20 protein-coding genes are annotated in these 25,817 nt (G+C 36.9%); 17 read left to right on the top strand and 3 right to left on the bottom strand.

Annotation, left to right across the window (positions count from 1 at the left end; all coding sequences use genetic code 11):
* The first annotated feature begins 115 nt into the window (after positions 1-115).
* Complete coding sequence (locus ACTWQM_RS02620) at positions 116-1,297, top strand: site-2 protease family protein (protein WP_443256607.1); 1,182 nt, start codon at positions 116-118, stop codon at positions 1,295-1,297.
* A gap of 426 nt (positions 1,298-1,723) precedes the next feature.
* Here the strand turns inward: ACTWQM_RS02620 and ACTWQM_RS02615 are convergent, their stop codons facing one another.
* Genes ACTWQM_RS02615 through ACTWQM_RS02605 form a run of 3 tightly spaced genes read right to left on the bottom strand, consistent with a single transcriptional unit; the run spans position 1,724 to position 5,815 of the window.
* A complete protein-coding gene (locus tag ACTWQM_RS02615) occupies positions 1,724-2,944 on the bottom strand; it encodes an amidohydrolase (protein ID WP_443256606.1) in 1,221 nt (406 codons plus the stop codon).
* A gap of 25 nt (positions 2,945-2,969) precedes the next feature.
* The gene (locus tag ACTWQM_RS02610; RefSeq protein WP_443256605.1) at positions 2,970-4,178 is read right to left on the bottom strand and encodes an amidohydrolase; all 1,209 of its coding nucleotides are present in this window, start codon (positions 4,176-4,178) and stop codon (positions 2,970-2,972) included.
* 53 nt (positions 4,179-4,231) lie between these two features.
* Positions 4,232-5,815 carry a glutathione ABC transporter substrate-binding protein gene (locus tag ACTWQM_RS02605; protein WP_443256604.1) on the bottom strand — a complete coding sequence of 528 codons (1,584 nt, stop codon included), beginning with the start codon at positions 5,813-5,815 and terminating at the stop codon, positions 4,232-4,234.
* 207 nt (positions 5,816-6,022) lie between these two features.
* Here ACTWQM_RS02605 and ACTWQM_RS02600 point away from each other — a divergent pair, with 207 nt between their 5' ends.
* The 16 genes from ACTWQM_RS02600 to ACTWQM_RS02525 all read left to right on the top strand — a co-directional run bounded on the left by ACTWQM_RS02600 (position 6,023) and on the right by ACTWQM_RS02525 (position 25,800).
* Complete coding sequence (locus ACTWQM_RS02600) at positions 6,023-6,928, top strand: ABC transporter permease (RefSeq protein WP_443256603.1); 906 nt, start codon at positions 6,023-6,025, stop codon at positions 6,926-6,928.
* Positions 6,929-6,941: 13 nt separating this feature from the next.
* Positions 6,942-7,862 (top strand): ABC transporter permease, encoded by a 921-nt coding sequence (locus ACTWQM_RS02595; RefSeq protein ID WP_443256602.1) that lies wholly within the window; start codon positions 6,942-6,944, stop codon positions 7,860-7,862.
* Between the two features lie 17 nt (positions 7,863-7,879).
* Positions 7,880-8,884: an ABC transporter ATP-binding protein gene (locus ACTWQM_RS02590; RefSeq protein WP_443256601.1), complete on the top strand. Its 1,005-nt coding sequence runs from the start codon at positions 7,880-7,882 to the stop codon at positions 8,882-8,884.
* Positions 8,877-9,887: an ABC transporter ATP-binding protein gene (locus ACTWQM_RS02585; RefSeq protein ID WP_443256600.1), complete on the top strand. Its 1,011-nt coding sequence runs from the start codon at positions 8,877-8,879 to the stop codon at positions 9,885-9,887. Before ACTWQM_RS02590 ends, ACTWQM_RS02585 begins: the two co-directional genes overlap by 8 nt.
* Positions 9,888-9,937: 50 nt before the next feature.
* Complete coding sequence (locus ACTWQM_RS02580) at positions 9,938-10,693, top strand: sensor histidine kinase (RefSeq protein ID WP_443256599.1); 756 nt, start codon at positions 9,938-9,940, stop codon at positions 10,691-10,693.
* A 13-nt stretch (positions 10,694-10,706) separates the two neighbouring features.
* Positions 10,707-11,396: a response regulator transcription factor gene (locus ACTWQM_RS02575; protein ID WP_443256598.1), complete on the top strand. Its 690-nt coding sequence runs from the start codon at positions 10,707-10,709 to the stop codon at positions 11,394-11,396.
* On the top strand, positions 11,396-12,712 hold the full coding sequence (locus tag ACTWQM_RS02570; protein ID WP_443256597.1) for a hypothetical protein: 1,317 nt from the start codon (positions 11,396-11,398) through the stop codon (positions 12,710-12,712). Before ACTWQM_RS02575 ends, ACTWQM_RS02570 begins: the two co-directional genes overlap by 1 nt.
* A 148-nt stretch (positions 12,713-12,860) precedes the next feature.
* On the top strand, positions 12,861-14,462 hold the full coding sequence (locus tag ACTWQM_RS02565) for a glutathione ABC transporter substrate-binding protein (RefSeq protein ID WP_443256596.1): 1,602 nt from the start codon (positions 12,861-12,863) through the stop codon (positions 14,460-14,462).
* A 423-nt stretch (positions 14,463-14,885) separates the two neighbouring features.
* On the top strand, positions 14,886-17,468 hold the full coding sequence (locus tag ACTWQM_RS02560; RefSeq protein WP_443256595.1) for a beta-N-acetylhexosaminidase family protein: 2,583 nt from the start codon (positions 14,886-14,888) through the stop codon (positions 17,466-17,468).
* 197 nt (positions 17,469-17,665) lie between these two features.
* Positions 17,666-19,294 (top strand): helix-turn-helix domain-containing protein, encoded by a 1,629-nt coding sequence (locus tag ACTWQM_RS02555; RefSeq protein WP_443256594.1) that lies wholly within the window; start codon positions 17,666-17,668, stop codon positions 19,292-19,294.
* 82 nt (positions 19,295-19,376) lie between these two features.
* Positions 19,377-20,828, top strand: a complete 1,452-nt coding sequence (locus tag ACTWQM_RS02550) for an aldehyde dehydrogenase family protein (RefSeq protein ID WP_443256593.1) — start codon at positions 19,377-19,379, stop codon at positions 20,826-20,828.
* A gap of 34 nt (positions 20,829-20,862) precedes the next feature.
* Entirely contained in the window at positions 20,863-21,741 is an 879-nt protein-coding gene (locus ACTWQM_RS02545) for an NAD(P)-dependent oxidoreductase (RefSeq protein ID WP_443256592.1), read from the top strand.
* A gap of 33 nt (positions 21,742-21,774) precedes the next feature.
* A complete protein-coding gene (locus tag ACTWQM_RS02540) occupies positions 21,775-22,611 on the top strand; it encodes a DUF3100 domain-containing protein (RefSeq protein WP_443256591.1) in 837 nt (278 codons plus the stop codon).
* A 12-nt stretch (positions 22,612-22,623) separates the two neighbouring features.
* Positions 22,624-23,076 (top strand): hypothetical protein, encoded by a 453-nt coding sequence (locus ACTWQM_RS02535; RefSeq protein ID WP_443256590.1) that lies wholly within the window; start codon positions 22,624-22,626, stop codon positions 23,074-23,076.
* A 492-nt stretch (positions 23,077-23,568) separates the two neighbouring features.
* On the top strand, positions 23,569-23,703 hold the full coding sequence (locus tag ACTWQM_RS02530) for a hypothetical protein (protein ID WP_443256589.1): 135 nt from the start codon (positions 23,569-23,571) through the stop codon (positions 23,701-23,703).
* Between the two features lie 1,389 nt (positions 23,704-25,092).
* Positions 25,093-25,800, top strand: coding sequence for a GntR family transcriptional regulator (locus ACTWQM_RS02525; RefSeq protein WP_443256588.1), 708 nt, complete (start codon positions 25,093-25,095; stop codon positions 25,798-25,800).
* The last annotated feature ends 17 nt before the right edge of the window (positions 25,801-25,817 follow it).

Below are 25,817 nucleotides of genomic sequence, written 5' to 3'. Positions count from 1 at the left end.
TTCTTTACCCTCACTGTTTTAAAGCGTTTATAAATCTTTCAAGTCACAGACACCTAAAAATAAGTTTATGTTAAACTTGCTATAGAAAAAGCAACAATGGATTGGGGCGTTTATCATGGCAACAACTGCTAAACAAAATACAAAAAAGAGTTACTGGGGATGGCTAGCGGTAATTGGAGTATTCTTTTTAACCAAAGCAAAATGGCTGCTAGTCTTACTGAAAGTCGGGAAATTTGCCACGTTAGCCTCGATGTTTGTATCTCTGTGGGCATATGCGATATTTTTTGGATGGAAATTTGCAATCGCACTTGTTTACTTGATATTTATTCACGAGATGGGGCACCTTGTTGCAGCTAAGTTGAAAAACATTCCAACAAGTCCTGCAGTATTCATCCCATTTTTAGGAGCTGCGATTGGGATAGACCCGAAAAAAATCGACAATGCTAAAACAGAATTTTTTGTGGCCTATGGTGGACCTTTAGCTGGATTAATTTCCATACTACCGGCATTTGCACTATATACGACAACAGGAGATCCTTATTGGGCTCTTGTCATTCAACTCGGCGCACTTATTAATTTATTCAACCTATTTCCGGTATCCCCACTTGATGGCGGACGGATCGTGAGTGTATTGTCACCAAACATATGGTTAGTCGGGCTCCTGGCTCTAATTCCAATACTTTTTATCTCACCAGATCCGATACTAATTCTAATATTTATTTTTGGCCTCGTAACATGGTGGAAACAATTCAAGAGGAATACAGATATGGAAATAATGAAGCATGAAGAGAACGTTTTGACCGAAATAAACAAGGAGTTTAGCTTTTTAGCTGATCAGTCAGGCGATTTTGGCTATTCCGAAATCACCGCAAATCAATTTACTTCTTTATTTAGTAAAATAAAAGAACGAAAAGACAATGTTAATCGTTATTTGCAAAATAATGAAGGCTTCACATTCCCGGTTTTACAGGAAAAGAAGCGGACAGAAATTAAAAAGAACAAGGCAGATAAACAAATTTTAAGAAGAATCTTAAACGAAATGAACATCAGAGAGGACACACTGGAAGTAGATGTGGCAATACATCTTGATTCAATAGTAAAAAGTATTTACCATAAAAACGAAAACAGACTTATGGAGATCAGAAAAGAGGTCAAGCGTGTTAAGGAATACTACCAAACCTCGCTTGGAACAAAGGTTAAGTCACTCGTTCTCTATTTAGCTTTGGCTATATTGCTTGCTGTGATCCTAGTTTATGCAATGGGGATTTTGGATGCGAGTGAGATAGCGGGGATGTAGTCTAGTTCGGTATAACCCATTGATCAAGATTATTCAAATGCTAGATCATATATGCTGTTAAATCCAATGTATTTTTAAATAATACTGTAGGGTTTAACAGTTTTTTACTCGTAAAGGTAAAAAGTATTTCTAAGATGACTATGTAAGTAAAGCCATGAAGAGTATTGCAATTAATATACTATCATTTGCTTAAATTCTATAGCAGAATTTAAAAATAATCATATATTCATGAAATTGGTCCTCCTACTATTTTCCAATTACTTGTTATATTCTTCATAATCTAAATTATAGCCTCCTTTCATGGGGAGAGATAATAAACACTTATTATGACGATGCTTTTTTTGTCTTCCAAACACATACAAACAAAAACAGCCATAATTAGATGGCTGTTTTTGTCTATTTGCATAGTCTGTCTGTAATAATGGCTTATTCAATATTTCCATAAACGATATTGCCGTTGACCATTACTGCTTTTCTTTCAATTTTTCGTGCGATCATATGGGCCGAGGACTGTGCGTCTACAAATACAAAATCAGCTTGATCATGTATAGCAGGCCATGCTTGTTCTCCATTCTCGTTTAATGGGGTAATGCCGTTAGTTATATATTTAAGTGATTGTGCAATAGAAAGTTCGTCTTTTTTACCAGTAATCTCACAAAACGTAGTAGCCTTTTCCAATACGTCACCATTTCCGTATGGTCCCCACGAGTCGAAAAATCCATCACATCCAAGATGTACATTTACGCCTTGCTTATCCAATAGATCAATTGGAGGTAATGTTTTCGTTAATGGAATAGTGGACATAATGTCTATGTTATTTTTTTGTAATCTGTGTGCTAATTGTGTAGCTTTTTCTGTAGGAATTTCACCAATAGAGAAAGCATGACTTATAGCGCTCCTGCCTCCCCATTCCGCTTTTTCAACTAGGTCAATCCACTTGTCAATTGTGTACCAGCCTACATGCCCATCATCGTGGATGTGAAAGTCAACATCTGCATTAAACTCTGCTGCAATGTCCATTGTTGTGTGTAGTGATTTTTCAATTGAGTTATCAATACCTGCAGGATCTAGGCCACCGACCATTGTTGCACCGGAACGCATGGCTTCACGCATTAATGATGGAACATTATCTCGTATTAACCCGTGTTGCGGAAATGCAATAATGTCTGCAGTAATCTTCCCTTTATATGCTTCAAGAGCAGCTAATACACCTTCAAGGTTTTGTAATCCAATGTAAGGATCAATATTTACATGTGTTCTTATATGTGTGGAGCCATTTGATAAAAGTGTTTCAATCATTCTACTTGCTCGGTCTTTTGTTGAGTCAGCCAGTTCTGGAAGCTCAACTGCTTCTAAATCAAGGCGTTGTTGTAAGTTTTTAACTGGAATGCATGAACGCCAGCCTAAACCCATATACGTTTTATCTAAGTGGTTATGCATTTCTTTAAATGTAGGTACTGCTAGTAATCCTTTAACATCCACTTTTTCTATAGAGTCATGTATTGGTTCACTACTATTGATTTGCTCTATTATTTTTCCTTCCTTAATCTTTAGGTGAAATGTATTTGTATTCGTATAGGAGTAATTATCTTTATCCGTATATGCATCTGTCTCTAGCTTGACGTTTAAAAGCCATTTTTCATTCATAAATCAACACTTCCTTTTCAAAAAGTTATTTAATTATGTTGCCATTCGATATTGTATGTTTAATTTCTTTTCTTCTAGCTACTGTTTCAGCAGAACAACTGGCATCAACAATTAAAATATTGGCCTTATCCCCAGCTTTGGGCCAAACTTGCTCTCCGCCTTCGTTTAACGGTGTTACACCACCACTTGCGTACTTCCAGGTTTGACTTAGGCCGCGTTCATCGCTTATTTTGAAACGCTCAGCCAGAATGCTAAGCTTTTCGATTGTGTCCCCTGTACCAAATGGACTCCAGTGATCTGTTAAACTATCATGACCTATTGATACTTCTATGCCAGCTTTATCGAGTGCTAGGATGGGAATGGTTGGACGGTTTACTGGGATAGTTGTTGTAAGGTCAATCTGTGCTTTGCTGAGTGCAGTCATCATATTTTCTAAACTCTCTCCATGTAAATCACCTAGAGCGATAGCATGACTAATTGTTACTTTACCTTCTAAGCCATGTTTATGTGTTAAGTCTATTAATTTATAAAATGTAAATTCACCCAAAGTATCAGGGTCATGAAGATGAAGATCAAGTCCAGTATTTGCCTCTGTAGCAATATCGAACATTGTTTCTAATGATATATCTATATTTCTATCAATAGTTGCTGGATCAACACCACCAACTAAGGTTGCCCCCATTTTCATTGCTTCTCTCATAAGTGGCTCTACCTCACTCCGGAGTAATCCGTGTTGAGGGAAAGCAACTATATCATAGGTGATTTGGTCTTTATATTTTTCTAATGCTTTCACCGTTACACTTAAATTTTTTAGTCCAATAGATGGATCAATATTACAATGCGAGCGAATGTGTGTATGGCCATTACGGATTAGATGTTGGATGAAAATATCTGCTCGTTCTTCAGCAAACTCAAGCTGCTTTGGCAATAACTCTGTTTCTTCTTCAATTCTAGTTAAAATTCCGTTAGTAATTGGTTTACAAGCTTTCCAGGGTCCACCAAAATATGTTTTGTCAATGTGAATGTGCATTTCTCTAAAACTAGGTAAAACTAATTGACCTTTTGCATCAAGAATCTCCAAACCACTAGAAGGGGAGATGTTATCATCAATGGTTGTTATTACCCCGTCTTCAATCATGATATCTTTCGTTTGTGTAAGTGTTGAAGTGGCCTTCTGTTCGTGTTCTTGAAATCCGTATTCTAGCAAAGCGTTTTTTATTAATAAGTTATGCATAGAAACTACCTCCTAAATATAATTGAAGGGAGAAAAATTCTCCCTTCAGTTTTTTATTGCTCTACTGTTGCCTCGTTAATCATTAGATAATTAACAGGGCTCAACCAGAAGTCTTGGACATTATTACCGTGTACTGCTAGATGTTCATAATTACGAATTGGAATATAAACCGCATCTTCCATTTCTATTATTTGAGCTTTTTCATATAATTCTTTCCGTTTTTCATCACTTGGTTCTTTTCTAGCTTCTTCAATAATTTTATCAACCTCTGGATTTGAGTAATAGAAGTGGTTTCCTGGTGAACCGAATGAATCTGTGTGAAATAGATTATACTGATTATAATCTCCGTCTCCAGTAGCATTCCCCCAGCCGCCGATGAACATATCGTGTTCACCGCTATCAACCATTTCAATGTATGCTCCGTATTCCAGTACTTGGATGTTTACATTTAACCCAATTCCTTTTAACTGGGACTGAATTACTTCAGCCATGCTGATACGCTCTTTTCGATCACTCGTAATTAGTGTGACTTCTGTATCTGGATCTACACCACTTTCTTGAACTAGATCTTTAGCTTTATTTACATCATAGCTATATGGCTCTACTTGATCACTGTAGCCAAATACATTAGGACTCATCGTAGCATTTGCTAATGTTCCGATATTGTTGTAAATTCCGGATATAATCGCTTCTCGTTCAATTGCATGACTTACTGCTTTACGCAATTCAACATTATCAAAAGGAGCCTTCTGCGTATTGAACCCAACATATTCAACTGCTAAACCTTCTGTACGGACTAAATTCATATCATCAGAGTCTTTAATACGCTCAATTTCAGAAACAGGCACATTATCAGAGATATGTGCTTCCCCAGTCTCGATCATTGCCAAGCGTGTAGCATCTTCGGGGATAATCTCGAAAACGACTTTGTCTACTTTTGCAGGTGTATTCCAGTAATCCTCATTTTTAACTAGTGTAATAGCTTTTCCGGATTCCCATGAGTCAAAAACAAATGGACCCGTTCCAACTGGACTATCAGATAAAGATTCTGGGTCTTCCTGTATAGCTTTGGGACTCATGATGCTTGCTTCTTGACTTGATAGGATAGAAAGAATTGGTGAATATGGTTTGCTTAACTTGAGTTGTACTGTTGTATCATCGATAACCTTCACTTCATTGATCATGCTTAGTTTATCTCGTTGCGGTGATCCTGTTTCAGGGTCTAACAAACGATCGAACGTAACTTTTACAGCTTCAGCATTAAATGGTGTTCCGTCATGGAATGTAATACCTGTGTTTAATTTAAATTGCCATGTGTGGCTATCTAGTTGTTCCCATTCTTTTGCCAAGTTTGGAACAATGTTCATATCCTTATCAAATGTTACAAGTGTTTCATATACCTTTTGATATAAAACATTAGCAGAAGGTATGTTTGTAATGAAATGTGGGTCTAAACTTGTTGCATCCGATAACGTGACTATCTTTAATGTGCCACCTTCTTTTCCTGTTTTATCATCTGCTTGGGTACTATTGTCAGACCCATCTCCTGTAGAACAGGCTTGTAAAAAAACTACTAATAGTAAAATGGATACTATGAAACCAAACTTTCTTTTTTTAGCTAATTTAGCTATGTACATGTTATGCACTCCCTTGTCTCAAATTTAAAATCCTATATTGCTATTATAGAAGGTATTTTTTATTTTTGTTTACAATAAATTTACAACTCTTTAAATAATTTTGACAATTCCAAATAAAGTAATTGCAGATAAATTGGTTTTCTTCTATCTTAAAATATACCAGCCAATATAATTGGTTCTGAAAAAGACGGGGAGGTAAATGTTTATATGGAAGCTCAGGTTGATAGTAAGGATCAATTAGAATCTTTTAAAAGAATAAGGAAGGAAAGACGGATTGAAAACCTTCAAGAATTTTCCGGTAAGTTCTTTAATAATAAAGTTGCAGTTGCTGGAGGTATCATTGTAGCTTTCTACGTTTTTATTGCTTTGTTTGCTCCTTTTCTAGCACCATTTGATCCCTACGCAGTTGATTTAGAAAATAAACTGCAATCACCATCGTGGGAAAATTGGATGGGGACAGACGATAAAGGCCGGGATATTATGAGTAGAATTATTTATGGATCACGTTTATCAATGGGAGTCGGATTTGCAGCTGTTTTATTTGGTGCTTTTTTTGGGATTATTATGGGGTTAATTGCAGGTTACTATGGTGGATGGATCGATTCTGTGATTAGTAGAATACTTGACGTTATGCTAGCATTCCCCGGAATTCTTTTAGCGCTAGCTATCATTAGTGCGCTGGGTCCAAGTTTATTTAATGTAACGGTTGCGGTGGGTGCATTTTCTGTACCGCTCTTCGCTAGAATTGCACGTGGTTCAACAATGGAAGTTAGAAATTTGGAGTACGTTGATGCGATTCGTACTTTGGGTGCGCATGATGGGATTATAATTTTTCGACATATCTTTCCGAATATTTTATCTCCATTAATTATTCAAGGAACTTTACGTATTGCTACCGCCATTCTTTCGGCAGCCGGCCTTTCATTCTTAGGATTAGGAGCCCAACCACCATCATCAGAATGGGGGACCATGTTATCAAGTGGAAGAGATTTTTTGTTTAGCGCTCCATATGTTGCCATTTTTCCTGGTCTCGCAATAGCGTTGCTTGTAATGGGTTTTAACCTTTTTGGTGATGGTTTACGTGATGCCTTAGATCCAAGAATGAAATCTTAGGGGGGATATAATCATGATTTTATTTTTAGTAAGAAGAATACTTCAAACAATACCGGTTATTATTGGTGTAACAATAGTTGTCTTTTTAATTATGCAAATGGTTCCAGGTGATACAGCACAAATTCTGGCGGGGGAAGGTGCTTCAAAGGAGGCAATTGAGAACCTAAGACACGAATATGGGTTGGATAGACCATTACATGTGCAATATTTTGATTATATGCAAGGCGTGGTTCAAGGTGATTTGGGATTGTCCTTAAAAAATAATCAGCCAGTATACGAGGAGATTATGACTAGACTGCCAATATCAATTGAATTAGCTTTTTATAGTACTTTGATAACAGTGATTCTGGGTGTTATAGCAGGGGTTATATCTGCAGTGAGACCAAATTCAGTCTCAGATATGAGTGTTATGGTAGTAGCATTGTTAGGGATTTCTTTTCCAAGTTTTTTCTTGGGTTTAATTTTAATGTATATATTCTCTGTGGAACTTCAATGGCTCCCAGTTGCAGGGTGGGATACTGTTAAACATATGATATTACCAGCTATTGCCTTAGGAACTAGTGGTGCGGCAATTGTCGCTCGGATGACTCGTTCAAGTATGCTGGAAGTAGTTAGACAGGATTATATAAGAACAGCAAAGGCGAAAGGGCTAAACGGTTATCTGGTAATTTACAAACACGCTTTGAGAAATGCGCTTATTCCCGTTATTACTGTAGTTGGCCTTCAATTTGGTGCATTACTTGGTGGTACGGTGTTAATTGAATCCGTTTTTGCCATAAATGGTCTAGGTCGCTTGATAGTTGAATCGATAAGAATGCGCGATTTGCCAATGGTTCAGGGCGGAATTCTGGTGGCTTCTTTGGTTTTTGTTATTGTAAATTTACTCGTGGATCTTTTATATAAGTTCTTTAATAGAAGGATCGATTTAAATTAATGGGAGGGGTGAGTAAGGTGACACAAGAAAAAATCCTTGAGATAAATGCGTTGAAAACACAATTTAAAACGAAAAAAGGAATTGCTAAAGTTGTAGACGGTATTGATTTGACTGTATATAAAGGTGAAACGTTAGGAATAGTTGGAGAATCTGGATGCGGTAAGAGCATGACGTCATTGTCCATTTTAAAATTGATACCTGAACCGGGAGAAATAGTGGAAGGATCGATTACTTTAAATGGTGAAAACCTCATTAAAAAGACGGAGAAGGAAATGAGAGAGGTGAGGGGAAATCACATATCGATGATTTTTCAGGAACCAATGACATCATTAAACCCTGTAATCTCAATTGGGGAACAAATTGCAGAAACGATTCGACAGCATCAAGGCTTAGGTAAAAAAGAAGCAAATAAGCGAGCGATTGAGATGCTTGAACTTGTTGGAATCCCTTCACCAGAGCGCCGAGCAAAACAGGAACCCTTTCAGCTTAGTGGTGGAATGAGGCAACGCGTAATGATTGCTATGTCAATGGCATGTAATCCTGAGGTACTAATTGCAGATGAGCCAACTACAGCATTGGATGTTACTGTCCAATCACAAATCTTAAAATTAATGAAAAACCTTCAAGAGAAGTTAAATATGGGAATTATTTTTATCACACATGATTTGGGTGTAGTTGCAGAGACGTGTGATAATGTAGCGGTTATGTACGCCGGTGAAATTATTGAACAATCTACAACAGAAGAGTTATTTAAAGATCCAAAGCACCCCTATACAAAAGGATTATTAAATTCGCTACCTAAAATTTACGAGAATCAAGATAAACTTGTGGCTATGAAAGGAAACATACCTAGTCCAAATGTAGAACATAAGGGCTGTAAATTTGCTGATCGTTGTCCAATTGCACAACCAGAATGCTTAGAAAGCCGTCCTAGTCTTTTGTCATATGAGAATGGGGAGTACCAGGTCCGTTGTTTTGTATATGAAAAAGAGCACAGTAGAAAGGAAGAAAGCTATGGATAATACTAAAAATGGCACATCTATTTTGGCAGTGAACGATTTAAAACAGTACTTTCCAGTTAAAAAGGAAAAGATAAGGCAGAAGAAACAGTATGTAAAAGCAGTAGATGATATTTCCTTTTCTGTTGAAAAAGGTACTACCTTAAGTATTGTAGGTGAATCTGGCTGTGGTAAATCGACTACTGGACGTTCGATACTAAGGTTGGAAGAGCCAACCTCTGGAGAAGTTCTTTATAATAATGTGGATCTAGCAACTATATCGAAGAAGGAACTGAAAAAGGTTAGAGGTGAGATACAAGTTATCTTTCAAGACCCCTTTGCATCCTTAAATCCAAGGAGAACTATCCGGAAAATGTTGAATGAAGCTATGGATATTCAAAATGTAGTTGACAAGGAGAATCGTGAAGCAAGAATGATTGAATTAATGTCAATTGTTGGTTTGCCGGCAGATTCTTTAGAGCGATTACCACATGAATTCAGTGGTGGGCAAAGACAACGGATAGGTATAGCAAGAGCATTATCGGTTAATCCAGAAGTTATTATATGTGATGAGGCAGTATCTGCATTAGATGTATCAATCCAAGCACAAATATTAAATTTACTAAAAGAACTTCAAAAAAAATATGATTTAACATATTTATTTATTTCACATGATTTAAGCGTGGTTCGTCATATTTCCAATCGTGTTATGGTTATGTATCTTGGGAAGATTGTAGAAATTGCTGATAAAAAGGATCTGTTTGATGCACCATTACATCCATATACACAAGCACTATTATCCGCAATACCAACAACTGACTTAGATCATAAACGGAAGGAAATAGAAATAAAAGGTGATGTACCATCGCCAATTAATCCTCCATCTGGCTGCAGATTTCATACAAGATGCCCGTTTGCGACGGATAAATGCAGGAATGAAGAACCGCAATTGGAGATGAAAATGAATGGAAGTGATAACCATTTTATTGCTTGCCATCATGCAGATGAAATTTACGCTAACAGCTAGTTTTATGATATAATCTAGAATATAATTTTTACATGAGAAGAGTTTGATCTATGATTAGCATTGAAACCCTTTCCTTATATATTATGATTTGTGTATTGGCTCCTCTTATTGGAGCCTTTACTATATTATTTTTGTTTATTTTTGAAAAGAGATTTGAAGCTTTAGAGACACAAGCTAATAAACTTGCTTTGGAAAGAGAGTTACAAAAGAGTAAGTACGATATTTTAAGTCAGAAAATTCAACCGCATTTTTTCTTCAATACTTTAAATGTGATTTTAGGCTTGGCAAGATTAGATAGAAAAGTAGAACTAATACGCTCCATTGAAACATTAGGTAAGTTTATGAAACGAAAATACTCAATGGATGATTCGCTTGCAACTATTGAGAATGAAATAACATATACAAATTACTACCTTGATATTCAAAAGCTGCGATTAGGAGATAGGTTAGTTGTTAAGGTAGATATAGATCCAAATACTTCGCATATGATGATACCGACATATGTTATTCAAACCCTTACAGAAAACTGTTTCAAGCACAGTTTCGAAAAATATGAAGGCTTAGCAGAATTAGTCCTTTCGATTTATACAGAGGATGAAAAAGTAATATTGGAAATTTGGAATAGTAAGAAAGAAGTTTATGATAAAAAGATGTCGGAAGAGGAGCAAAATTCAGGTATTGGTCTCGGGAATATTCGTGATAGACTTGATTTGCTATATCCTAATGGAGGCGCAGAACTAAGATTAAATGACTATCATGACGGGACTAATGTGTTAATGAAGTGGCCCATACAATTCAAGTCGTAGGAGGAATTATGAAATGAACATCCTGATAATTGATGATGAAAAATTAGAACTTGATCAATTAGAATACCTTCTTAAACCATATTTCGCAAATCATTCCTTTTTACGAGCTCAAGATGCATCTGAGGCTTTGACAATAATGAAGACAAAGAATATTCACCTTGCTTTAGTTGATATACATTTGCCAGGAAGGTCGGGGTTGGAATTAGCGAAAAAGCTGAAAGAAAATGAATACACGAAGATAATTATGGTTACAGCTTATCAATCATTTGACTATGCCCAGCAAGCATTGAGGTTGAAAGTTGACAATTATATAACAAAGCCAATCGTTGAGTCTGAATTAATAGAAATAATCCGTCCATATATGAATGAAGCAACGTATTCGGAATTAATTTTACAAACAATTGACATCATTCATGAAAACTATGGGTCCAAAATAACCCTAACAGATATAGCTGAACAAATTCATTTAAATCATGCCTATTTAAGTCGTAAGTTTAACGATGAAGTTGGTATGAGTTTTCCCGATTTCCTCAACCATTATAGAATTGAAATGGCAAAACGAATGTTGCAAGATAGTCAAAATAATACAATTGGGGATGTTGCTGAAAAGTGTGGGTTTAGTGGTCAGCACTATTTTAGTTCTTTATTTAAAAAGAAATTAGGTATGACACCTAGTGAGTTTAAGAAGGAGCACCAACTGTAATGGAAGATAAATTTAAACATTATTTGACTGGTGCTAATAATTCGATAGGGGTGTCCTTTGGTGTACTTATTTTTTTGACTAGAGGGATACCTATTAGTATTATTATTTTTTCATCAGAACTGCTAATACAATATGGGCTGTTGGGGCAAATTGGTTTTATATTGGCGATTATGATGGCGTTTATTGGGTTTAGCTTTGTTGCCAATACTATTAAAAAGAACTTTAAAAATAATGCAACGATTGGTGATGTCATTTCTGCCAGAACTTCAGGAGCAACGACTAAAGTCATGCTGGGTATTATGTTTGTACTCAGCATAGGAATGCTTCTAATTCATTCTTTTTCAGTTCATTTAATGCTTCAAATGCTGTTTGACGTTCCTTTTTACATAAGCCAAGTTGTGTTTTATTTATTTTGTTTTGTGTATGCGGGTTTAGGAGGAATGAAACGAATATTAAAGGTGGAGCCACTATTTGTGATTGTTATTTTTTCAGCCATCATCTTAATTCCTGTTTATTTTTTTATTCAACAAGGGATAAGCCCGGTATATAACGGCATATGGTTATATCATCCATATTTACTCTATTGGAAAAATTACGATAGTATTTTTTTTGTAGTAACATCATTTTTACTAATTTTTAGTATGTTGATGGTGGATCGTGTATCCTGGCAACGTTTATTTCTGATTCAATCGGATAAAGTAAGGGCTGCATTAAGTTTAGCTGGAGTAATTATAGGGACAATTTTATTAGCCTTACTTTCTATGATTCTAATTTCATTGTCTGGTGAGGGCTATAATAATCCTGCAACTGTTTTATTTAATATGTTAACACAGCTACAAACACCTCCATTGGTAGGATTGTTTATAACATTTTGCTTAGTTATATCTTCAGCAGCGATTGGAGCAGAATTACATGCGGTAACTTCTTTTTTTGTAAAGAACATTTTCGATGAGACTAAGAAAACAACTAAGCTTAGTAAGATTCAATTATCATACCTCTTATCTGGATTTATCATATTTCTTTTATTAATCGCAGGTTTTTATTCACCAGTTAGTATTATAAACAGTTTATTTTTATATGGACTTGTCTGTACTTCAATGTTTTTCCCCATGCTCTTGATTATATATGGAAAAGCCTTTGTTCATTCATTATACATATATGGTGTACTTATCAGTATATTCAGTGGATTAATTCTTTTTTTTGCAAAAGGTCATTTTATTGGTATTTGGACAACCTTTACTGTGTCCACCTGCATAACATTCATACTTTATACACATCAGTCGATGCAAAACAAGAATCATTCGTCTAAGACTTAAATAGTGGCTGGATGTACAGAGATACGTCTAACTTTTATAATTATTTAAAATTATCAAATAATCATAAAAGTCAGTAAATATTTTGTAAAAAAAGGTTAATAAATTTAGATATACTATTAGAATACCAAGCGAATAGGAGTGATCTATCATGGCACTAAGTGCTAAGGGAATTGGAAAAAGAAGATCAAAGGCTAACTATTTTTCGATGGTTATTCTAGTCTTATTAATACTTTTCGTACAAGCTTGCTCAACAGGTGCTCAAGACAGCAGTGAGGATGAAACCGAAGAAGGAACAGCAGGAAGCAATGGTGGAACATTAAAGATAGCAAGGTCCTCTGATGCAACGAGTCTGGATCCTCATTTTGTAACAAACATTTCTACTGCAAATATTCTATATCAAAAAGTTTATGAAACACTTGTTGTTCCAGATATGGATATGAACATAAAACCTAATCTCGCTAAAGAGTGGGAGCAATTAGATGAACTTACGTGGGAATTCACTTTAGAGGAAGGCGTGACTTTTCATGATGGGGCTCCTTTTAATGCAGAAGCTGTTAAGAAAACATTTGACAGGTTGTTAGATCCTGAGACCGCTTCACCCCAAGCTGATAAACTAGGCATGGTTGAAGAAATAAAAGTAATTGATGAGTATACTGTTCAGTTTATCTTATCGGAACCATATGCTCCGTTATTATCCATTCTAGCTGCAAATGAAGGAAGTATAATTAGTCCGGAACTTATTGAAGAAAGTCCTGAGGAAATAGCTAGTAATCCCGTTGGTACAGGTCCTTTCAAATTTGATCATTGGGAATCTGGTGATGAAATTTTGTTAGTTGAAAATGAAAATTATTGGGGGAAGAAACCTAATATTAATAACGTCGAGTATCAAATAGTACCAGAAGATTCTACCCGAATAGCAATGGTAGAAACAGGTGAAGCACATATTTCTGATCAAGTCCCAGTTACAGAAGTAAATCGAATTGAGAATTCGTCTGCTTTAAAATTAGAACGTACAGATGGATTGGGTACAGAATTTATTGGTTTTAATACACAAAAGGCTCCTTTCGATAATGTATTGGTCCGAAAAGCGATTAGCCATGCAATTGAGAGAGAATCCATTATATCTGGCGTTTTCAATAATGTTGGAAAACTCGCAACTTCAACAATGAGCGCTAAAGTATCTGGCTATACAGAATTGGACCCATATGAGTATGATACAAATAAAGCAAAAGAATTACTTATAGAAGCTGGATATCCGGATGGCTTTGAGATGACTATACTTACTGCAGATATAAAGGAGCGGATAAGTCTTGCAGAGGTTGTCCAATCACAACTTAAAGGTATTGGTGTGGATGTAAACGTACAAGTGTTAGAGTATGGTGCATATATAGCAGCAACAGATAAAGGTGAAGGTCATATGTTTAACGGAAGCTGGGGTAATGCAACAGGTGATGGTGATTATAACCAATATAACTTGTTCCACACAAATTCAATAGGTCCTTCTGGTAACTTTTTCTTTTATTCAAATAAAGAAGTAGATGAATTAATTGAGGAAGGCAGAAAAGAACAAAATCCAGAAAAAAGGGAAGAATTATACAAAAAATCCCAGCAAATAGAAATGGAAGAAGCCGTTTATGTTCCGATTCGTGTCGTTGAACACCTTGCAGTTTATAATAAAGATAAAATTGAAGGTTTGCGGTTGAACCCCGTCAGTTATTTGATGCTGGATGACGTGAAGATTTTGGAGTAATATCGTGAACTGGGTTTAAGAACTGCCTAGTTATAAAACGTTGTGCGCCCTACGAGGGAGAACGGTAAACTTATACGAGCTGTTAAATCTAATGTGTTTTTAATAACACTATTGGATTTAGCAGTTTTTTAAATTTTTGCGCTGGAAATGGGACAATGAACCTGTCCCCCCTGTCCCACTTAGGCACTACGTCTCAATCAATATTTGTTAGATTAATCAGAAAACAGTGATAATGGATTATATACTGGGAGACATAGTTATGGTAGTTTGAATATTAAATAGCAAATTATTTGTCTATTTATGTCAAATTACTAGATTCAATGTCTCCACAACAAGAGCTTTTCTTTTACCCACAACCAAGACCAACTCCAGAAGTAATTATACCAATCTAGTAGTAAACAAATTACAAGGAGAGGTGGAACGATGCGAAGTAAATCTAACTTTTTAAAATCGGTGAAGAAAGTTTGTCTGCTCGGTATAGGGATTCTATTGCTAATGGGTCTCCAGCAGGGGAAAACTATTTTTGCCAAGGAAAAAGGGGAAATTACCATCCATCCGACGCCACAAGAACTTATTAAAAGGGGCGATGGTTTTCCACTGAACCCGAAAGTTGGGTTAGTTATTGGGGAAAACACAGATGATTCTGCGATTAGGGAAGTAGAGGAATCACTTGAAAAGGCCGGTGTCAAGAAGGTTGTCAGGAAAAACGCTGACGAGCCAAAGCCAAAAACGCCTGTAACCATTTGGCTTGGAGGACCTTCCCAAAATAGTGCATCCGGAGAGATTCTGGAAGGTTTGAATACACAAGGTCCAGCTGAACTTGATGAGGAAGGCTATGTGCTCGCATCTGGTATGAGCAAAGAGGGGCAAAAGCAGGTTGTGCTTGCAGGAAAAGATGCTGCAGGAACATATTATGCTGCTGAAACATTTGATCAGTTAATTAAGAAGCGTGAAGGACGGGACTGGATTCCGGCAGTAGAAATCCGTGACTGGCCAGAAATGCCAATCCGTGGGTCAATTGAAGGGTTTTATGGTCCGCCCTGGACACATGAAGACAGGCTAAGTCAATTGGAATTCTATGGTGAGAATAAACTGAATACGTATATCTACGCACCTAAAGATGATCCATATCATAGAGAAAATTGGCGTGAGCCATATCCTGAGGAAGAATTGGCAAAAGTTAAAGAACTAATCGATACATCAAAAGAGAATCATGTGGACTTTACTTTCTCCCTGTCTCCTGGTCAATCCATTTGCTATTCGGGTGAGGAGGACTTTACCTTATTGAAGCAGAAAATGGAGACGATGTGGGATATAGGTGTACGTTCCTATGCCATTTTTCTAGACGATATTAGTAAAAGTTTACACTGTGAACAGGACCAAGCTAAGTTCGGTGACGCTCCAAATCCAATCGCTGCGGCGCACGCATATTTATTGAACCGTTTTTCCGAAGAATTTATTCAGCAACATGAAGCAGCAAAGCCATTGATTACCGTTCCAACGGATTATTCCGGAAATGGTACGACTGAATATCGGGAGCAGTTTGCTGAATTGCTTCATAAGGACACGATTGTCATGTGGACTGGTCCGAAAGTTGTCTCTGAACAAATTACATCAGAAGGCGCACAAAAGGTTCGGGATATCTTCCAGCACGATCTGTTACTATGGGATAATTACCCAGTAAACGATTATGATCGTAACAGCCTGTTTCTTGGTCCGCTCGTTAAACGGGATGCTGATATAACGGGAAGTGGGGTTACAGGTCTAACTTCGAATCCAATGAATGAAGCGGAGGCTTCGAAAATTCCGCTGTATACAATTGCTGATTATTCATGGAATCCAGCTGATTATGAACCGAGAAACTCATGGGAGCAAAGTATTCAATCATTTGGTGGAGATGCAGCTGATGTATTAAGAACGTTTGCTGAGAATTCCTATTCATCACCGATTAATGATACAGAGTCGCTAACGCTAACACCACTAATCAAATCGTTCTGGGAATCCTATGTATCAAATGATGCTGAACAGGCTGCAGATAAGTTAATTGCTGAATTTGAAAAACTGCAGCAGGTTCCTCAAAAGCTTCAGCAGCAAATGGAAAATGAAAAGTTTCTAGAGGAAGTAAAACCATATATGGAGAAACTAGAACTATATGGTGAGGCCGGTGAAGTTGCCGTTAACTACTTAATGGCACAGAAAGATGGCCAGACAGATAAAGCAAACGAGTACAGGGAGAAGCTAATGACGTTGTTCAATCAATCGGAACAAATTCCGCAAAAAATTGGACAAGGCGTTATCAAACCGTTCCTGGTCAAGAGTGCTTTAACATTACCATCCTTGGATTTAACGTTACAGCCAACAATTGATGCGTTCTGGAAATCCTATGACACGAATGATGCTGAGCAAGCCGCGGACAAGCTGGCTGCTGATTTTGAAGAGCTAAAGCAAATTTCCGAAACCCTTAAGCAAAACGTGGACAATGAAGAATTCTTAAAAGCAATTGAACCATATCTGCAGAATCTCGAAGTACACGCTGATGCGGGCGAAACAGCTGTAAATTACCTAATGGCACAAAAAGAAGGTCAGTCAGATGAAGCAAGTCAATATGAAGAAGAACTTAGAACATTGATGGTACAGGCAAATAAAATTCCACAAAAGATTGGCCAAAAAGTCATCAGACCATTCCTGATTGATAGCATGTGGAAGGATCTAGATGTTGTTGATTACCGCAAACTGGATGGCATCAACACATTCCGTGGGGGAGGGGAACTTATTCAATACACCCCTGAACATGGAGACACAACAGGAACAAATCAGTGGGGATATGAAGTAACTGTCGTCGACGGAACGGTCACAAAAAGAGGCGGAAACAATTCCCTAATCCCTGAGAACGGCTATGTACTGAGTATCCACGCGAATGACTGGCTAAGAGACAACGCCACTACTGGTACCAGTATTCAAATAGAAAATGGTATGGTGCTTGTTGTGGAGACTGATAATGGCTAGATTTTGATAGATTGATTTTTGTATAAAAACTGCCAGGTCTATGGGATTTATATTCCATGGATCTGGCAGTTTTGTTTGGGCGTGTTGTTAAATTAATGTTAATTTGCAGGACTATGTGATGTTAGTGTTGAATGGAATTAAGATAGGATTATCAAAGGAAAAGGCGCTGGATTATACCCTGAGAAAAGGTGGTTATCATGGATAGTAATCAATTTATAAATGTTCAAAAGGCTAAGAGGCTGCTGGAAATTAATAAAATGCTGACAAAGTCTTTAAAACTGGACGAGGTTCTGCGAAATGTAATTGAGGCAGCAAAGGAACTTATAGAAGTTTCAGATACATTGATTATATATTTATATGATGAGCCGACAGGTAAATTATATTTGGCTGAGGGTGAAGGTATTGATAAAGAAAATTTGAGTAAGATAGCCTTTTCACCTGGCGAATCTATAACGGGTAAAGTTTTTGAAGAAAGAAAGTCGAAGCTATTTAAGTCAGAAGAAGAAATTGATTCCTATATGCAGGACATGAGTGAGCAGAACTATAAATACTACTATAGAGGTGTGCAAAACAGGAAAATTAAGAATGCGTTTTGTGTTCCTATTTTAAATAAAGATCATTGCCTTGGTGTCCTGGTTGTCGATAATTTCGAGGAGGATCATGCTTTTACAGAGACAGATATGAAAGTGATCGAAGTTGTTGCTGATCAAAGTGCGATTGCCATTGATAACTCCAATGTTTACCGTCGATTAAAGGAAAAAAATGATTTATTATCACAATCAACCCTAATTCATAATCAGTTCTATAAATTAATTATTCGTGGAGACGGAATTGATAAGGTGCTGAATTTGCTGGAGTCTATTATAAATTCTAAAGTGACACATCAGGCGACTATTTTTTATGAAAATAAGGAAACGGCGTATCCCATTGTCAGGGGAAATGAAGTGTTAGGGATTCTGGAACTTGAACAGCCGTTCCATCAATTTTCAAGAATGGATCAGGTAGCTATTGAACATGCCAGCTTAACAATAGCATTGGAATTAGTGAAGAACAATGCATTGTTTGAAAAAGAACTTCATTTCCGGGAAGAAGTATTTAATCAATTGCTGGAAGGTTTATCAAGTGACGATTTACAGCGAGCCTTACAGTATAATCAGTGGGATGAAACGTGGAACCTGCAGTGCGTTATTATTGAAGGGAAAGCAGGACCGCTCTGGAATCAGGAGAAGTTAACGGATAAAGAGTGGTTTGTCCGAACAATTGAACAGGTGATAGCTTCAATAAGCAGTAACAGTTTTATTTTGACAAAGGCGTATCAATTAATTCTGGTTGTTCCAAAGATAAGTGATAATGTAGTCGATTCTGTTGTGAAAAATATCGATGCACAGTGGGATGGTAAGAAGCAGCTTATCTATGGAATTGGTCGGGAAACAACGATTGATCATTTAGCACATTCGTATAAAGAGGCTGTACAGTCAGTTGGTTACGCAAAGTCAAATCCAACAGCGAAAGTGGTGGAGTACGCTAAATTAGGCATTGAGCGATTACTCCATGAGGTTGATCAGGATACTATTCAAATGTTTATGTATGACAAACTTAGTAGTGTACTTAATTTAAATAGAAGTTTTATTGATACGCTGGAATGCTTTATTAACCTAAATAAAAATCATAAAGAGGTCGCTAAAGCATTACACATTCACCCGAATACATTATATTACCGGCTGAAAAAAATAGAAGAAGTTCTTCGGATTGATTTAAATAATGAAAAAGATTGGGTGGATTTAGTGATTGCAATGCGATTATATATGGCGGGCAACAAAAATTAGACTTAAATTTTGTTGCCTGCCATATTTATTTTAACAATTTAGAGTATTATAATTATTATTAACCTATTAAGGAGGCTAAATCGTGACACAAACATATAATAACTACATTAATGGTAAATGGGTAGCATCAAGGACAGGAGAGCAGTTTTCAAGTATTAATCCTGCAAATGTACATGAGGAGCTTGGTTATTTTCAGCGTTCCAATGGTGAAGATGTTGAATTAGCTGTAACCGCTTCTGAAAACGCCTTCCATGAATGGGCAAGCACACCAGCACCAAAACGGGGAGATGTCTTGTTTAATTTAATAAAGCTGTTGGAAGAACAGAAAGAGGAATTAGCTGCATTGATTACAAAAGAAGTAGGCAAATCATTCCGTGAAGCAAAAGGTGAGGTACGTAAGACGATAGAAGCGATGAAGCAATTTAGTGGAGAAGCGACACGTTTGAACGGGGAAACTGCTCCTACGCAAATGGATAATATATTAGGATATACGATTAGGGAGCCACTTGGAGTTGTCGGTGTTATTGCTCCGTTTAATTTTCCATTAGGGATTGGGATTTGGAAAATAGCCCCTGCTATTATTGCCGGGAATACGGTCGTTTTTAAACCGGCAAGTAATACGTCATTAATTGGTGTAAAAATTATCGAACTGTTAGAAGCGTCTGGTCTGCCAGCCGGAGTGGTTAATATGGTAACAGGTCCTGGTGGCGTGATTGGAGGCGCAATCGGAAGCAACCCGAAAATAAAGGCAGTCTCGTTTACGGGGTCAACTGATGTTGGACTCGCATTGGGAAAAGAGGTAACAAGTCGTGGCGGACGCATACAAGCTGAAATGGGTGGTAAAAACCCAGCAATTATTCTGGAAGATGCTGATATAGATAAAGCGATAGAAAGTATCGTTGTCAGTGGATTTCTGGATAATGGCCAGCGGTGTACCGGAACAAGCCGTCTGATTGTACCAAAAACAATTTTGAAGGAAGTAAACGAAAAGCTTGTTGAACGAGCTAATCGTCTTGTTGTTGGAGAAGGATTTGGTGATAATGTTGATAGCGGACCAGTTATTGATGAACATCAACTAAACACGTATTTACATTATGTAGATGTATCGCTTGAGGAAGGGGCAACATTGGAATGTGGTGGTCAGAGGTTACTGGACAATGGAAAAGAAAATGGCTATTTTGTTGCTCCAACTGTATTCAGCAATGTTACTAAGAATATGACAATTTTTCATGAAGAAATATTTGGACCGGTTATTGGAATCATAGCCGTAGACACATATGAAGAGGCTATAGAGCTAGCGAACGATAGTGACTTCGGGTTATCATCCACAGTTTACACAAATGACTTAAAGAAAGCATTCCATTTTGTACGGAATATTGAGTCGGGTGTAACACATGTTAATATGCCATCGACGTATTTCGAAAATCAGTTTCCATTTGGCGGAAAGAAAGCATCCAGTATGGGGCCTCGTGAGCAAGGTTCAACTGCACTGGACTTTTGGACCGATTATAAGACTGTTTATATAAATCCATAAATACCAGACAGCGAAGAAGGGAGTTGTTCAGTAATTGGAAACGATTGGTGTCATTGGCTGTGGCCTGATGGGGCGCGGTATTGTAAGAAATTTAATGAAAAGTAGTTATCGGGTACTAATTTATGATATTGATAAAGAAGCAGTTCAAAGTCTAGTAAATGACGGGGCAGAAGCTTACGCTGGTTTAACCGAAATGGCAGTAGAAGTAGATTATTTGATTTTATCATTACCATCTCCTGAATTAGTCAAAAAAACATTAGTGGAAGAAGGCGTGATCGACTCGATGCGTGCTGGAACGAAGGTTATGGATATGAGCACAAACGATGTGGAGGTTACAAAATGGTTGTATGAGTATGCTGAAACACGTGGAATTGACTTTTTTGACTGTCCTTTAAGCGGTGGACCAGCTGGTTCGGAAGATGGAAAACTTACCATTATGGTTGGAGGATATGATAAATTATTCCCAAGCCTATTGCCCGTTCTAAATTCTATTGGAAAACATATTGAGTATATAGGTCCAAGTGGTGCCGGTCAGACAGTTAAACTTTGCCACAATATGGTGGTTGGGGGTGTGATAACACTTTTAAGTGAAACGTTTTTAACTGGTGAAAGGTCGGGTGTTTCAAAGGATAAAATAGCTTCAATTTTACAGAATGGCTCAGCGCAAACAAAGGTAATGGAGGTGTTTGGACAGAATATTTTAGATGGAACCTTTGATGATGTTAATTTCTCTCTAACAAACATGCTAAAAGATATTGACCTGTATCGTAATCTAGCAGAAGCTCAGTTTATACCGACGTATGTCAGTCAACCGATTGATCAGCTTTATCGAATTTCAAATCATAAGGGAAGAGGTAAACAGGATTCCTCGGCTGTTTATAACACGTTAGCTGATATTGGAAAAAAGGGGTAGTAGATTGATATTTTTAAATAAGGGGGAGTTATGATGAGTAGTGAAGTTGCACAAGGATTATGGAAAGACTGGAGACTTCATGCGCTAGTGCTATTAATTGTTATTGTTACAGAAGCAATTGGAACATTCAGCTTCTCAATCGGCCCAGGGGTCGTCTTGCTGTTGCCTATGCTTTATGCATTGATTATCGGGTTAATTCTATATTTCACACCTGTAGTTAAAGAGAAACAATCAAAAAATGCGGAACCAATTATTGTACTTGGTGTAGCATTATTGCTGGCAAAAATCGGGGTTATTATCGGGCCATCATTACCGCAGATTATAGAAGCCGGTCCTGCTTTACTGTTACAGGAACTAGGAAACTTAGGGACAATATTCCTCGCTCTACCTGTTGCTATCTGGTTAGGCTTGAAACGAGAATCCATCGGTATGACGCACTCCGTTGCGCGCGAACCTAACGTGGGTTTAATTATGGATAAATATGGGATAAGCTCACCTGAAGGAAGGGGAGTCATGGCAGTTTATATCTTCGGTACAGTTTTCGGAGCTGTATTCATGGGGCTGATTGCTGGATTCCTCGCGACATTAACTCCATTAGATCCCCTATCGTTTGCAATGGCCTCAGGTATTGGGAGCGGCAGTATGATGGCTGCAGCAAGTGGATCACTGATTGCAGCGTTTCCTGAAATGGAGACACAAATCGTTGCATTTGCAGGTGCCAGTAACTTGCTTTCGCTATCAACAGGACTTTATATTAGTATCTTCATTGGCTTACCTTTAACAGAAAAAATGTACGCATTAATGACACGCCGCCGTAACCGAAAAAATCCGGAAGTGGCAGAGGATGAAGAGAAAGTCATCACAAAATAGGGGGGAGTTACCTTGTTAAAAAATATTCAGGAATGGACATTGTTATTAGCTATATTTGGTTTTACATCGTTATTAGGTAACTGGGCAGGCTATGATATTGTGCCACTCGTGGCAATACCTGGTATGATAATTCTAATTGCTATTTGTCTGGCAGGTTTTATTTTAAACAAAGCTATACCAATAGATTTCCCGAGTGTAGCATATATTGCAATCATCGGTGTACTAGTATCAATGCCGTGGATGCCCGGGTCAGATGCTATAGTTGCCTGGACTGGTGAAGTACAGTTACTTGCTCTAGCAACACCAATACTGGCCTATGCAGGTATTGCAATTGGTAGGTCTTGGACAGACTTTATGCAGCTTGGATGGAAAACCCTTGTAGTAGCAAGTCTAGTATTAATAGGAACATTTGTCGGATCAGCCCTAATAGCAGAAGTAATCCTGCGCATGCAAGGGATAATTTAAGGGGACACCGGGGACAGGTTCCTTGTCCCGGGAGCTGGTTTGTTAATTCACCCTACAACACTTTAATTTATATTTTTCTGCTATGATAGGCGACATATTAAAAGAGTATTCCTTTTCTCAGTAATTACAAGTAGAACTAATATGAAAATAGGAAAAGTGGCATTAGTTAATGCCACTTTTTCATGTGATATTTGACTTTTTTTCCTGCTCTCCAATTGATTCGGCCGCACGGATCGGGAAGGTAAACTTGTAGCCTGAATGCCTGCACTTCTCGGATTATGTCGTTGTATGTCCAACGGAATTTTTTCAGACAGTATGCATTGATTGAACTGCTTTTGATGAGAAAAGGGAACACACTGGAACACACTATAGGATGCATAAGAAGCATCTCCATGCTTATGCATTTTTAATGTACTAAATGATGAATATGATATAATGGAATTGGAAAATAAAGAATGGAGAAGGTGTTCTTCATAAAGATATATGTAAAGAGTGAAGATAGGAATCTTGTATGAGGCTTTACAAATCAATGAAAACACGTATACATTCAGAACGGAAGATGAGACATTTGAACTTTCAACGTCTCCAGCTTTCTCACGTGGTTTTACGGACAAAATATTTTTTTAATTTCGAAATACGAGTTTAGGGTCGATTTTAAATGGTTTCATTTCAGCAAGTCGCACTCTGGCTTTAAGTCCCCAAACAACCTCCTAATGGGCTTCCTTATCTGTCATTGTTGACCTCATCCACTAACTTGTCAAAGTCTTTTTTATCTCCACTATAATATAAAAAATTTCTATCTCTATTTTTTGCATCTTTTAATTGATCCACAATACCCTCATGTTGATTACTCTGGCCTTGAATTTAATGGCTATTACTGGACATATATCAATAAAGTTAATCGTTGATTATGATGATCTTGATAAAGAAAAGAAACTGTTAGTTGATGCTTGCTATTCTGCGTTTTACCCTTCAAAGATTTTTTGGTGAGTACGATATAGACCCATTATAGTCTAACAGCACTCTAATCGCGGGGTGCTTTTTTATTTACACTTATTTAAAATAATTAGAAGCATAGGGAAGGTTCCATTGCTTTATTTGTTCAATTATGTATTTTACTTTGAAGCTTTTGTAGTGTGGATGCTTTTCGAAAGCTCACTTCGAATTTGCAGAAAGCACAAGAATAGCGCTTATGTTTTCCTTTATCTAAGAAACGACTTAATTAGTGATCTTATTCTAAGCATGGTTTCGGGATTAGATCCTTACCACACTTGTAAGGTAGAGGGGCAATTCGCGCGACAGAGAGCTCTACTCGTGGGACAACTCCCCAGCTTTTGCAAGAATTTCCCCAAGAATATTGACTTTCTGCATTAGCAGATAGTCCCTTTCTTTTTATTACTATCGTATCTCAAGCTGAAAAAGTGGCATCTGGATTGAAAAATTTATTTTTTATCCGATGCTACTTTATATATGTGATGGTTGGTTCGATTTTGGTTTAAACATATTAGGTTATTTTTCTAGGCGTTATTTTTTTAATAGATTCCGAAGTTTCATCTTCGAGATAGCACGCACTACTAGATTCCTCAAGAGGTATTCAAAGTCTTCAATTATACTAGTCATTCGTTATTTAAATCCGGTTTCATTCTTCATGTTTGATTCTAATTGCAAGCTATTTACCTCATTGATTAATTACCTATAGTACGGCCATGGATGGAAAAATTGATAGTCAATGTTAAAATTTTAGCATTTGTACGTTTAATTAATAAAAATGTTAAACGAATCGCCAAAATCCTGCCATTCAGTGTTATCTGATTTCTATCGTCAACCCCCTTATATGTAACTTTTGTTAAATATTTTCCAGAAGTTTCTAAAGAGAAAAAAGATGAAGAATATATTGACAATTATAATAATTATGAGTAGAATGTAAAAAAAGATACTTTGTTATAACAAAGTTAATGTTTATTAGTACAAAGTTAGTTGTTGGAGGTGTAGAACATAAAAAAATCTTTAAATTCTATGATATTCGATGATATCTATAACAAAATCAAGTCTGGTTATTATTCTGTTGGAGATTTAATTCCAACGGAAAATGAAATGCAAGAAATTTATGGAGTTAGTAGAGCCCCCATTAGAGAGGCGTTAGGGAAATTACAAACCGAGGGTTTTATTGTCCGAAAACCCGGTATTGGGACTGTTATTGCAGAAAACTCTATTTCGGCTCCATGGACACCAATGGGAGGATTCAGCACTCACTTTAGTAATAAAAACAGTATTTTAGAATGTAAAACTATTGATGTATCAAGAGCAATAGTCGAGGAAGATATTACAAATAATTTAAACCTTGTAAAAAATACTCCTGTCGATAAAGTAACAAGATTAAGAAAAGAGAACGAAGTGCCCATTTTTCTTCTTAATCATTATTACGTACAAGTTGATATTGAAAAAATAAAGGCTGCTGGAGATATTCTATACATGCGGCAATTTGCATCAGAATTACTTGGTATTAATTTCGAATATGTTAGTGAAGAACTCACAGCCGTGAGTGCAACCGATCAAACCAGTTACTTGTTAGAAGTCGACAAAGGATCACCTTTATTAAAGATAAACAGGACATCTTATAATTACGAATTCCAACCGGTTGAGTATGTTGAGTATTTTGTTAAATCGGAAAATTGGCCATATAAAGTGGTGTTTACAAGAAATAGTGAAAACTTTGATATGTAGCTTTTTTCGATTAAAAA

Source organism: Virgibacillus sp. L01 (genome assembly GCF_052246775.1).
In the GTDB taxonomy this organism is placed as follows: Bacteria; Bacillota; Bacilli; order Bacillales; family Amphibacillaceae; genus Lentibacillus.
The sequence above is the reverse complement of the archived record's forward strand: the minus strand, read 5'-3'. Positions and strand labels throughout refer to the sequence as shown.